Genomic DNA, 11450 nt, shown 5'->3' with positions numbered 1-11450 from the left:
TCATTCAGATATTCAGCCCGAAGTTGCGTTTTATGCTGTTGAGGCTGTCCATCAGTTCCTCATTCGACGCCAACGGGTGTTTGACCGGTTCGCACCCGTGTTTGAGCGTAAAGTGCTCAATGGCATCCAGCGCGTTTTTGCGGTGCCGGGCATCGGACGAGATCGTTGATTTCGCCAGCGTCCACAGCTCATCTCCCAGATACGCCTCCGAATTGTCGATATCGGCAAAAAACCAGAACGGCGGGTGCATGTTCTGATTGATGATGGACAGGGTGTGATCGACGTGTTCAAAGGCGTTGTGGTACGTCTCGTCCATCAAGCCGGCCGCTTCCAGGCTGCGTCTGGAATAGTAGGAAAACGCGCCGACGCAATGCCGGTACAACGGCAGGTTGATACCGTTGCCATAATCGATCTTGCACACCGGATTGGCTTCGCCCGTGGCGGTCTTGTTCATCAACCCGTGTTGGCTGTAGTTGAGATGCTGGATGCCGGTCAGTGTCGAAGTCAGGATATACAGCTCGAACACTTCCGGGTTCTTGATGTAGATGTCGTCTTCGATCAGAAACAGATGTTCGCAGCCAGCGTCCAGAAGTCGCGACAATGCGCGGTTCTTGGATTTCCCCACTCCGAGGTTGCTTTCATTATTGAACAGGACGTCGCTATCGTAGGCAGCGTGTTCAGGGTATACATCGCCGTCATTGATGATGACGATGCTGTCGATGAGGTCGGCGGGCAGTGAATCGTAGAGTTTTTTCAACAGCGCAGGCCGGTTATACGTAACGATTCCGCAGCCAACCTTTTGACCATCGATCATGGTGATCCTCTGACTTTCTATGGCCTGAGCCTGATTATTGATGGCTTGCGTCAGCAATCGCAGGGTGAGCTTGGCACTTGCTGACGTAAATCATCGTGCATGAGCACGTGATTACAGCTGACTGCAATATTTGCGCCAATGGTCGGTGGCAAACTGCTGTACGGGCGCTGATGGCTAAAGTTTTGCCAGGCACCGCCGACATCCTCACAGGCTGTATCCAAATCACGACGAGCGATGGGTGAGTGATGCTGTTAGCTAAGAAGTACTGCCAGGGCCACGGTATCGAGTTGGGGGCTGCCGCTCATAACGCCTTCAACCTGGCCAGTTGCCTGAATGTTGCGCCTTGCAACGGTGTCGAGTTTTTGCACCCTCGTGATATGGAAGATTATCAGCAGTACTTCGTCGAGCAGATGAAAGTCTCGGGCGATGTGTCGAAAGTCGACATGCTCGGCGACTTTCAATACATTCATACCGCAGATGCGTCGGTTGATTACCTCATCAGTTCGCACGTCATCGAGCACGTTCCCAATCTGTTTTCCGCTTACGTCGAAGCGCTCCGGGTGCTGAAGAACGGCGGCGTGTTCTTCTGTATCTTCCCCAAACGCACGGCCGCGCGGACCGATCGCGCGCGTCGTTTGACGACGTTGGCGCAGATGATCGAAGACTATGAAAACAAGGTCGACATGACCACCGTCGCTGAAGGCGAATGGCGCGGTCACTATCAGGTGTTTTCCTTGCAGAGCATGATCCGCGCCGTCAATCACGTGAACACCTCGGGTCTGGGCTGCTGGTACATCGAGTGCGTTGAAGAGACCGATTCGAAAGTAGGCAACGGCCACACCCTCGTGTTGCGCAAGGTAGAAGGGCTGTCGGCCGAGAAGTGGCAGGACGTCGCTGATTTCAATACGCAGTTCAATCAGCTGTTGATGGCCGGCAAACTGGAAAATGCTCTGACGCTGACCAAAATTCTGCTGTCTTTCAATTTTTTCGATGCCACCAAACTGCATCTCGCCGGTGCTCTGAGTCGCCAGTTGGGCCACTTTGCCGAGGGCGTCGAGTTTCTGCGTCAGGCCCTGGTGGTCGATCCGGAGAACGAGGAGTACCGAAAGGAGTTCATCGAAGTGACTGGAGTGCCATTCCACAATCCGGTGCTTTGAGTTGCAGAGCTTCAAGCTTCAAGCGGTAAGCTTTGGCTTGCCGCTTGCCCTGATCCTACGACTATCACGCCGCTGACCTACGACTCCCGTCGGGTGCAGCGGCAGCCAGAAGGGTGGAGAATCGTTTGCCTGGCGCGGACGCCACTCCTTGTCTGGCCATGGCTGCGAGTCTGGCGGTCGGGCCGTACGCTATCGAGAATGCCCTTGAACCGCGCGCGCCGATGCGGGGTGAAATCGAGGTGTCGCAAGAATTGTCACTTGCTTGTACCTTGCAGGCCACTCTTGAGCGTCTGAAAAGCAGTCAGTTGGCCAAGGAACTGTTTGGTCATGAATTCATCGAAGGCTACATTGCGTCGAAGGCCCTGGAGCTGAGCAGTTTTTTTGACGAGATAACCCCCTGGGAACGGCACGTTGTGGCTGCCCGGATTCAAGAATCGCAGTGTCTGGCTCGCCCATTCGGGCGACTCCCTATTTTTTGGAAAGTTGATGCGCCAAATCTGGAAATCCTTTCGAGCGCTTTATTTTGCCTCGTTGATGATGTTGATCGGCTCGGGTCTGCTGAGCACCTATCTGGCCCTGCGCCTGGCGGCCGATCAGGTCGACAGCCTGTGGGTCGGTGCGTTGATGGCCGCGAACTATTTTGGCCTGGTCCTGGGTGGCAAGATCGGTCACCGCCTGATCGGCCGCGTCGGGCATATTCGTGCGTATGCCACCTGCGCCGGGATTGTCGGTGCGGCGGTGCTCGGGCACGGGCTGATCAGTTGGCTGCCGGCCTGGCTGGTGCTGCGGGTGATCGTCGGTCTGGGCATGATGTGTCAATACATGGTCATCGAGAGCTGGCTCAACGAACAGGCCGAAGCCAAACAGCGCGGCATGGTGTTCAGCGGCTACATGATCGCGTCCTACCTGGGGCTGGTGCTGGGCCAACTGGTGCTGGTGGTTCACCCGCAACTCGGGCCTGAGCTGCTGATGCTGGTGGCGTTGTGTTTTGCGCTGTGTCTGGTGCCCGTCGCCATGACCCGCGCCATTCACCCGGCGCCCTTGCATCCGGCGCCACTGGAACCGCGGTTCTTCATGAAGCGCGTACCGCAATCGCTGACGGCGGTGCTGGGCGCGGGGCTGATCATCGGTTCGTTCTATGGCCTTGCGCCGGTTTACGCGGCTGAGCAGGGTCTGTCCACCGAGCAGGTCGGTCTGTTCATGGGCTGCTGCATTCTCGCCGGGTTTCTGGTGCAGTGGCCGCTGGGCCTGCTGTCGGACCGCTATGACCGCTCCGTGCTGATGCGGGTATTTGCGGCCGCGCTGGTGGTGGCGTCATTGCCGCTGGCGGTGTTCCCCAGCGTGCCGGTCGAGGTGCTGTTCGGCGTCGGCTTCCTGGCCTCGCTGATGCAGTTCTGTCTTTACCCGCTGGCTGTGGCGTTCGCCAATGACCACGTCGAGGCCGAGCGACGGGTCTCGCTGACTGCAATGCTGCTCATGACCTACGGTATCGGCGCAAGCATCGGCCCGCTGGCCGCGGGTGTGGTCATGAAAGTGTTCGGCGGCCATATGCTGTATGTGTTCGTCTGCGGCGCTGCTGCGATTCTCGTGCTGCTGATCCGGCCCAAGGCTGTTACTCACCTGCATCAGGTGGAGAACGCTCCACTGCATCACGTTGCGATGCCAGACAGCATGTCCAGTTCGCCATTGGTGGTAGCGCTTGACCCGCGGGTGGATGAGCAGGTGGTGCAAGAGCAGATGCAGACAGCCGTCGAGCCCGAAGTGGTTGACGAGACTGAGCCGGATCTGCAGCCAGAAGCAGAGTCAGTGGCCGATGCCAGGACTGAGGTTGTCGAAGAGGAGCGAGAGGGCGAGAACGAGACCTGGAAGGCCTGAATGTAGCAGGAGGGCTGGGTGACTGCGGCACAGCTGCCGCAATCACCCGCACAGGTTCCGGGCTGTCAGAAGTCGTCGTCTTTATCGAAGCGACGCGCTTCACGCTGCAACTGGTAGACAAAACGTTCGACCTGGCGCTGTACCAGCCCGCTCATGTTGTGAAAGCGCACGCCGGCAAAGGTGGTATGAAAGCGCTCTTCGAAGTGCAGATGACGTAATTCCACCGGCGCAGTCATGGCGCCAAACGGCAGTTTGGCGACCAAACGATCATAGACCTGGCCCAGCTGCATGCGGTCAGACACATCACCTTCAAAGCGCAACTTGCAGCCGGTCGCGGAAATATCCAGCAATTTGCCGGTCAGCGTCGATTTCAGGCGCTCGCCACCGATTTCGACGTCCACCAGCTGAGCCAGCTTGAGTGCGGCGCGAAATGCGTTGCGACGTTGGTGATAGATCACTTCATCGGGCATCGGCCCACGGTACATGCGCTGGCCGTCAGCCTCGACGATGTCCATCTGCGCGGAGCTTTCCCAGGCAATGCGTACGCCGTCATGAAAGCCTTCCACACGGTAGGGCTCGCCATTACCGATGAAGCGTTCGCCATCACGGGGGATCATTTCGTCGAGCGCCATGGTGTTGCTGTCACGGTCGACTTCGAGCAGGTAGCTCTGGAAGCGCTGGGCGCGCTCGTGAAAGGTAATGATCAGAGGATCATGACTCTCGACGAGCAGCCGCAGGTTCGCTGCGATTTCCAAAGGTGTATTAAGGACCTTCGGGGGCTGCGGAGCATCGTCCGCGCTTGAGCCATTCACGTTCTTGAATCTCCAGGCAAAATACTACGGCAACGCAACAACAGGCATTCTGCCACTACGCTCAATACCTTGATACAGGAAGTTACGCCTGACTCAGAGGGCGCGGCTTGGCTCTCAGAGCAGTCGAGCCGCGACTGTCGTAAAGCGTCGGCGTATCGCCGCCGTTGAGTATCCGAAGCTGATGAGCGGTGCTGATCTGTTGCAACTGGATCAGACTACCATTCTGGTTATTCAACGTCTGGCATTCATTGATCAATGCACTCAGTTCATCACTGGCCGTCAACAATTGCTCGCCGATATCCGACTGGCTGGCCAGTAACTGAAGGCCTTCACGATTGGCAGGCAGTCCGACCCCCGCAAGGATCTGGCTGCGTTTGCGCCCATGCTGATCGAGGAGAATCACCAGCGCCTGCTTCTGCGCCAGTACCTGCTCCATCTCGCCCATGTCGCGGCCGTTGAGAATCAGGGCTTCGGCCTGCAACAACTCGAGAAGCTGACGGGCAGCGACCATGTCGTCGGTAATCATCTGCAGCAAAGTAGTGTCTTGCATCGCATGCTCTGGTTTTTAAGCGTCCAGAATATCCAGCGCGAGCCGTGGCTTAGCGTTGGGTTTCGAAATTCAACAGTTTGCTGGCAACACGGTTGCTGTCGACCTTGTAGCTACCGTCGGCGATGGCCTGCTTGAGCTCGGCGACGCGTGCACTGTTGACGGTTGGCAGATCGTTCAGTTTGTCCGTGATGCTGTGCAACTGTTGAGCCTCACTGCTCAAGGAAAACGTTTCCCCGGTGCTTTTCACGCCTGCGGTGGCTGCAGGTGCTGGCGCATCGGTTTTGCTGGTGTCTTTACTGGCCCCGGTACGCGACGTACTGGCGACAGACTGTGAATTGTTAAGGCGGCTAAAATCTATGACCATGATTGAAAAACCTCTGGGTGTTTGGACGCTTGCCTTGTTTTCGGCCAACCCCGATCAAACTTTAGGCTGATTGTGATAAAGCTTCTCAATAGATGCTTTCCACCGTCGGACATTCACCGCAGTCTAGAAAAAACGCACGTGCTACGCCAGCATCAATGCATTACATGGCCACTTCCACCTGTCCTGGACCGGTGACGTTGGCTTTGATCACCCGTTGGGAATTGAGGTTTTTCACCCTTATCTGCTCGTTGAAACCACCATCGGACATCGCTTCGCCAGGCATACGCACCGCCAGCGTACCGGTACGGGCAATGATCACCACCTGATCGCCCTTGTGAATCATTTGTGGCTGTTCCAGCGCCACGGGCGTGATGACCTGGTCGATGACCATCTGTCGAACAACCTTCTGGCCGACAGCCTGATCCAGCGACGCCAGAAATCCCTGACCCAGGCTGCTGACATCCCGCTCGCTCATCGCGACATCTTCTTCAGTGACAATGGCATCGCGTTTCAGCGGCCGCACCACGGTCACGACGTTGCGAAACAGCTGCACCTGAGCCGGCACGAACACGGTCCACGGCGATGAGCCTTCACAGCGAACCCGCACAGTCACGCGGCCAACCGGGCGCGGACTCTCCAGCGTGGCTGTCAAATCCTTGTCGCAGGCGCCCATCCGTAACCGCGGGTCGAGTTGCTTGACCTGGATGTCGTGACGCCCGTCAATCTGGTTGGTTGCCAAATAGTCTTCTACTGTGAACTCAAGAAACCCCTGGGTGACGCCGATAAGCTGTTCAGGCAGTGTGAAATTCTCTGCACGGGCGAAGTTGCCCGCGCCGCAAAGGCAGAGCAGAGCGATTGCGCACAGAAGCCTGCGGGTTTCTAATGCGAAGTGTCGAGAAATTGTCGTCTTTGCGTTCATGGGAATATAAATAGCAAAGCCCGTGCCGCTTATTGATCAGGTGTGTGGGCGGCGGTCATTTTGGTAAGGGGGTTCGGCATGGCAGGTGTAATGGATTCGGTAAACCAGCGAACTCAGCTGGTGGGTCAGAATCGCCTGGAGCTGCTCTTGTTTCGTCTCGACGGCAAGCAGCTCTACGGGATCAACGTCTTCAAGGTAAAAGAAGTACTGCAATGCCCCAAACTCACCGTCATGCCCAAATCGAGCAAGATCGTCCGGGGCGTCGCCAATATTCGTGGCGGCACCATCCCGATCATGGATCTGGCCATGGCGACCGGCTCGACCGGGATGATCTCGCTGGTTAATTCCTTCGTCATCATTACCGAGTACAACACCAAGGTTCAGGGTTTTCTGGTGCACTCCGTCGAACGCATCGTCAATATGAACTGGGAAGAGATCCATCCGCCACCCAAGGGCACCGGGCGCGATCACTACCTGACCGCCGTGACCCGTGTCGATAATCAGTTGGTGGAAATCATCGACGTCGAGAAAATTCTCGCCGAAGTGGCGCCGGTTTCCGAAGAAATCTCGGTCGGTGTCATCGATGCCGATGTTCAGCACAAGGCTGTTTCGATGCGCGTTCTGACGGTCGACGACTCGTCGGTGGCCCGCAAGCAGGTGAGCCGATGCCTGGAAACCGTCGGGGTTGAAGTGGTTGCGCTGAACGACGGTCGTCAGGCGCTGGATTACCTGCGCAAGATGGTCGAAGAAGGCAAAAAACCGGAAGAAGAATTCCTGATGATGATCTCCGACATTGAAATGCCGGAGATGGATGGCTATACCCTTACAGCAGCGATCCGTAATGACCCGCGCATGCAGAAGATGCACATCACTTTGCACACCTCGTTGTCCGGGGTGTTCAACCAGGCGATGGTCAAGAAGGTCGGCGCTGATGACTTCCTTGCCAAGTTCCGGCCTGATGACCTGGCGGCCAGGGTGGTTGCGCGGATCAAGGCAGCAGAATAACCATCCGGGGGGCGTCGTTCCCGGTGATTCACATGATTTGAGAGGCGGCACCTTGTCTACGGGTAATTTGGATTTTGATCAGTTCCGGGTATTTCTGGAAAAAGCCTGTGGCATCTTGCTTGGGGAAAACAAGCAGTACCTGGTGTCCAGCCGCCTCAACAAATTGATGGAGCAGCAAAGCATCAAGTCGTTGGGTGAGCTGGTCCAGCGTATTCAGACCCAGCCGCGCAGTGGTTTGCGTGAGCAGGTGGTCGATGCCATGACCACTAACGAAACCCTGTGGTTTCGCGACACGTACCCGTTCGAGGTGTTGAAGAACAAGGTGCTGCCCGAGCAGATCAAGGCCAGCCCTGGCCAGCGCCTGCGCATCTGGTCGGCAGCCTGCTCGTCGGGTCAGGAACCGTACTCGCTGTCGATGTCCATCGACGAATTCGAGCGCGCCAACCCCGGCCAACTGAAATCAGGCGCGCAGATCGTCGCCACCGATCTTTCGGGTTTGATGCTCAATAACTGCAAGACGGGGGAGTACGACAGCCTGGCGATTGGCCGCGGTCTGTCACCTGAACGTCTGCAACGTTTCTTTGACGTGAAAAGTCCGGGCCGCTGGGCGGTCAAGGCGCCGATCAAGAGTCGCGTGGAATTCCGCTCGTTCAACCTGCTCGACAGCTATGCAGCGCTGGGCAAGTTCGACATCGTGTTCTGCCGTAACGTATTGATCTACTTCTCGGCCGAAGTGAAGAAAGACATCCTGCTGCGCATCCACGGCACGCTCAAGCCGGGTGGCTACCTGTTTCTCGGTGCTTCCGAAGCGCTGAATGGTTTGCCTGATCACTACCAGATGGTCCAGTGCAGCCCGGGGATTATCTATAAGGCCAAGTGACGGTTGCCTGACTGTTTGTCATCAAAGAGACCTTCGGGTCTCTTTTTTCGTTCTGGATATTAGTGTGGTATTGCTGATGCTGTTATCGAGTCAACTTATCAGGAGAGGGTCATGCCACACAGCAATATGTCCAGAACGCCGCGCCAGGATCTGACCGAACGTGTGCTGCGAGCCAAGACCGCAAAGAACCTGACCTGGGCGTCGCTCGCCGACGATACGGGGTTGAGCGTGGTGTACGTCACCGCTGCGTTGCTTGGCCAGCATCCTTTGCCGCAAGCGGTTGCCGAAGTGGTCGCCGAGCGTCTCGGGCTGGACAGAGACGCCGTTGCTGAACTGCAAACCATCCCCTTGCGCGGCAACGTGGAAGACGTTTCCAGCGATCCGACTGTCTATCGCTTCCACGAGATGGTTCAGGTCTACGGCACCACGCTGAAAGCCTTGGTGTACGAACAGTTCGGCGACGGCATCATCAGCGCCATCAACTTCAAACTCGACATCAGGAAAGTCGAAGATCCGGAAGGGGGAGAGCGTGCGGTAATCACCCTGGACGGCAAATTCCTGCCCTACAAACCGTTCTGAGGACCCTGATATGAGTGATAAAGGAAGACCCCCGTTGCCGCCCTTCACCCTGGAGACGGCTATCCAGAAAGTCCGCGGCGCCGAGGATGGCTGGAATTCCCGCGATGCGGCGAAAGTTGCGCTGGCTTACACCGAAGACACCTATTGGCGTAACCGCAGTGAGTTCGTCAACGGACGCGCCGAGGCGCAGGCTTTTCTCGAGCGCAAGTGGCGCAAGGAACTTGACTACCGATTGATCAAGGAGCTCTGGGCCTTTACCGATAACCGCATTGCCGTGCGTTATGCCTATGAATGGCACGACGACTCGGGCAACTGGTTCCGGTCGTACGGTAACGAAAACTGGGAGTTCGCCGCGAACGGCCTCATGCAACGGCGCTTTGCCTGCATTAACGATCTGCCGATCACCGAAGCCGAGCGCAAATACCATTGGCCGTTGGGGCGTCGGCCGGATGAACATCCGGGCTTGAGTGAGTTGGGGCTCTGATTGAGGTGTTGTCCGGGCAAGCGGTTGAACAGGTGCGCCCGGACTTCATTCGAAGAGCGCGTGGTTCAGTCTGGCTATGCCGTTACAGGCCGCCATCGCCCTGGCTTTTAAACAGTTCACTTTCAGGATTCAGGACCTTGTCCAGAAGGCTTGTGGCATCAGTATTACCTTCAGCCGTGCTCGTTTTGTAGTTGTAGTCCAGATCAATCCAGTCCTGAAGCTTTGTTGCATAGCTGGAGGGGTATTGCGACTGCTCGATGGTTGAAAGCCCTTTATAGTGGTCGAGCACCGAGGTGTAAAAATCAGTCAGTTTGCCGGTCGCGCTGTATTCCGCGCTTCCTTGAGCCACAACTTGCTGGCGCCAGACGCGTTGCTGACGGTATGACTCCAGCCAGGCCGATTTTTTCTCGTTGACGGTAAAATGGTCACTTTCGTCATAGGCGATCAGTGAAAGCTGGTCTCGGGGCATGCCTGAAAACGGATTTTTTTCACTGCCGTGGATGAACCCGGTAGCGTTCCTGGCGCGCTCTAGGCGGTCAGGGTCGTTGCTCTGCGGAACTTCTGCATCATGTCTGGCTTTATTGATGTCGTAGCTGCTTCCGACCAGTTGTTCGGTCAGCTGGCTGGCTTTCTCACTCAACTCTTTATGACTCAGGCTCGCATCTCTGGACGCCGCACGCGTTGCGCTTTCGCTGAGTTGCACGGACAGGGAAGACAACTTGCCTGACGCTAGCGTTTCGCCTGAAACGGCGGCGGATGCGCGAGCAGTATTCGGGCCGATAGAAGAGGGCGACGTAGCGGTTTTTGAAATATCGACGCCCGGTTTGTTGTTCATGCCAATCGAGTCGATCAAGATAAAGCTCCCTTTAATACCTGTTCCCTGAGCGCCCGAGTATATCGGTCATTGTCACACCTCCCTAGCGCAATGGCAGAACGATCCATCTTCAGTCCTGCCCGATACTGGCAAAAAAACGGCACCGCCCTTGCCGCTTTGCCTCTCCACAGCGGAAATGCCTTGCCGCTTTTCTGGCATGGCTACTTCTGTACTGCCTGCAACCCTTGCAAACATTGGGTTTTGCAACATGGCACGCCGATTGCTTTGTCAGTAACAACAGAATCAGGTCAACCGGCAAAGGTTTCCCGAAATGAGCATCAGCTTCGATAAAGCGCTAGGCATACATGAAAAGGCCCTCAACTTCCGGGCGCAGCGGGCAGAGGTGTTGGCCAACAACATTTCCAATGCCGACACCCCGAACTTCAAGGCTCGCGATCTGGAGTTTTCTTCGGTGCTGGCTGCCGAAACCGACAAGACCCAGAACGGTCATTTCGCGCTGAACAAGACCAACAGCCGTCATATCGAAGCCGAGGGCATGGGGAATAACGATGGCACGCTGATGTATCGCACGCCGTCGCAGCCTTCGCTGGACCAGAACACCGTTGACTCGCAGGTCGAGACGGCCAGTTATACCGAGAACGCCATGGGCTTTCAGGCCAGCTTCACCTTGCTCAACAGCAAGTTCAAAGGGCTGGTTGCAGCCCTTCGCGGAGAATAATCCATGTCACTAGCCAATGTGTTCAACATTGCCGGTAGCGCCATGAGTGCCCAGACCACGCGTCTAAACACCACGGCCAGTAACATCGCCAACGCCGAGACCGTGTCCTCGAGCATGGACCAGACTTACCGCGCCCGTCACCCGGTGTTCGCCACCGTGATGCAGGGGCAGCAATCGACAGGTGGTTCGCTGTTCCAGGATCAGGGTGAAGCCGGGCAGGGTGTTCAGGTCAATGGCATCATCGAAGACAGTTCCAACCTCGAAGCGCGCTACGAGCCTAATCATCCTTCTGCCGACAAGGACGGGTATGTCTATTACCCCAACGTCAATGTCGTGGAAGAAATGGCCGACATGATTTCCGCCAGTCGTTCGTTCCAGACTAACGCTGAAATCATGAACACCGCTAAATCCATGATGCAGAAGGTTCTGACCCTCGGTCAGTGATAGAAGGCGAACGT

General features: G+C 56.6%; 14 protein-coding genes and 1 pseudogene. 9 read left to right on the top strand and 6 right to left on the bottom strand.

Features of this window, described 5'->3' with window-relative positions:
- Window positions 1–4: 4 nt before the first annotated feature.
- On the bottom strand, window positions 5–814 hold the full coding sequence (locus tag BLT55_RS13110) for a glycosyltransferase family protein (protein ID WP_055001224.1): 810 nt from the start codon (window positions 812–814) through the stop codon (window positions 5–7).
- A gap of 245 nt (window positions 815–1059) precedes the next feature.
- Here BLT55_RS13110 and BLT55_RS13105 point away from each other — a divergent pair, with 245 nt between their 5' ends.
- The 3 genes and pseudogenes from BLT55_RS13105 (at window position 1060) to BLT55_RS13095 (ending at window position 3846) form a co-directional block, all read left to right on the top strand.
- On the top strand, window positions 1060–1971 hold the full coding sequence (locus BLT55_RS13105; RefSeq protein WP_055001216.1) for a class I SAM-dependent methyltransferase: 912 nt from the start codon (window positions 1060–1062) through the stop codon (window positions 1969–1971).
- Between the two features lie 53 nt (window positions 1972–2024).
- Window positions 2025–2399: pseudogene (locus BLT55_RS13100) on the top strand (glutamine synthetase family protein); the annotation flags it as partial.
- A 58-nt stretch (window positions 2400–2457) separates the two neighbouring features.
- Window positions 2458–3846 carry an MFS transporter gene (locus BLT55_RS13095; protein ID WP_007252054.1) on the top strand — a complete coding sequence of 463 codons (1389 nt, stop codon included), beginning with the start codon at window positions 2458–2460 and terminating at the stop codon, window positions 3844–3846.
- A gap of 65 nt (window positions 3847–3911) precedes the next feature.
- Here BLT55_RS13095 and BLT55_RS13090 read toward each other — a convergent pair whose 3' ends face one another.
- The 4 genes from BLT55_RS13090 to flgA all read right to left on the bottom strand — a co-directional run bounded on the left by BLT55_RS13090 (window position 3912) and on the right by flgA (window position 6491).
- Entirely contained in the window at window positions 3912–4658 is a 747-nt protein-coding gene (locus BLT55_RS13090; RefSeq protein WP_055001215.1) for a flagellar brake protein, read from the bottom strand.
- Between the two features lie 82 nt (window positions 4659–4740).
- The gene (locus BLT55_RS13085; RefSeq protein WP_007252056.1) at window positions 4741–5208 is read right to left on the bottom strand and encodes a flagella synthesis protein FlgN; all 468 of its coding nucleotides are present in this window, start codon (window positions 5206–5208) and stop codon (window positions 4741–4743) included.
- 49 nt (window positions 5209–5257) lie between these two features.
- Window positions 5258–5572, bottom strand: a complete 315-nt coding sequence (gene flgM / locus BLT55_RS13080) for a flagellar biosynthesis anti-sigma factor FlgM (protein ID WP_007252057.1) — start codon at window positions 5570–5572, stop codon at window positions 5258–5260.
- 160 nt (window positions 5573–5732) lie between these two features.
- Window positions 5733–6491, bottom strand: a complete 759-nt coding sequence (gene flgA, locus BLT55_RS13075) for a flagellar basal body P-ring formation chaperone FlgA (RefSeq protein WP_055001214.1) — start codon at window positions 6489–6491, stop codon at window positions 5733–5735.
- A 78-nt stretch (window positions 6492–6569) separates the two neighbouring features.
- Here flgA and BLT55_RS13070 point away from each other — a divergent pair, with 78 nt between their 5' ends.
- From BLT55_RS13070 to BLT55_RS13055, 4 genes are all read left to right on the top strand, one after another.
- Window positions 6570–7496, top strand: a complete 927-nt coding sequence (locus BLT55_RS13070) for a chemotaxis protein CheV (RefSeq protein WP_007252059.1) — start codon at window positions 6570–6572, stop codon at window positions 7494–7496.
- 52 nt (window positions 7497–7548) lie between these two features.
- Window positions 7549–8376 carry a protein-glutamate O-methyltransferase CheR gene (cheR, locus tag BLT55_RS13065; RefSeq protein ID WP_007252060.1) on the top strand — a complete coding sequence of 276 codons (828 nt, stop codon included), beginning with the start codon at window positions 7549–7551 and terminating at the stop codon, window positions 8374–8376.
- Between the two features lie 111 nt (window positions 8377–8487).
- The gene (gene cynS, locus BLT55_RS13060; protein WP_055001213.1) at window positions 8488–8955 is read left to right on the top strand and encodes a cyanase; all 468 of its coding nucleotides are present in this window, start codon (window positions 8488–8490) and stop codon (window positions 8953–8955) included.
- A gap of 10 nt (window positions 8956–8965) precedes the next feature.
- Window positions 8966–9439 carry a nuclear transport factor 2 family protein gene (locus tag BLT55_RS13055; RefSeq protein WP_055001212.1) on the top strand — a complete coding sequence of 158 codons (474 nt, stop codon included), beginning with the start codon at window positions 8966–8968 and terminating at the stop codon, window positions 9437–9439.
- 82 nt (window positions 9440–9521) lie between these two features.
- Here BLT55_RS13055 and BLT55_RS13050 read toward each other — a convergent pair whose 3' ends face one another.
- Window positions 9522–10292 (bottom strand): hypothetical protein, encoded by a 771-nt coding sequence (locus tag BLT55_RS13050; protein WP_082438185.1) that lies wholly within the window; start codon window positions 10290–10292, stop codon window positions 9522–9524.
- Between the two features lie 292 nt (window positions 10293–10584).
- Here BLT55_RS13050 and flgB point away from each other — a divergent pair, with 292 nt between their 5' ends.
- Together flgB and flgC are read left to right on the top strand one after the other, a co-directional pair.
- A complete protein-coding gene (gene flgB, locus BLT55_RS13045; protein ID WP_007252064.1) occupies window positions 10585–10992 on the top strand; it encodes a flagellar basal body rod protein FlgB in 408 nt (135 codons plus the stop codon).
- A 3-nt stretch (window positions 10993–10995) separates the two neighbouring features.
- Window positions 10996–11436: a flagellar basal body rod protein FlgC gene (gene flgC, locus BLT55_RS13040; protein ID WP_002554316.1), complete on the top strand. Its 441-nt coding sequence runs from the start codon at window positions 10996–10998 to the stop codon at window positions 11434–11436.
- Window positions 11437–11450 lie beyond the last annotated feature (14 nt).

This window comes from Pseudomonas cannabina, assembly GCF_900100365.1.
Classification (GTDB): domain Bacteria; phylum Pseudomonadota; class Gammaproteobacteria; order Pseudomonadales; family Pseudomonadaceae; genus Aquipseudomonas; species Aquipseudomonas cannabina.
The sequence above is the reverse complement of the archived record's forward strand: the minus strand, read 5'-3'. Positions and strand labels throughout refer to the sequence as shown.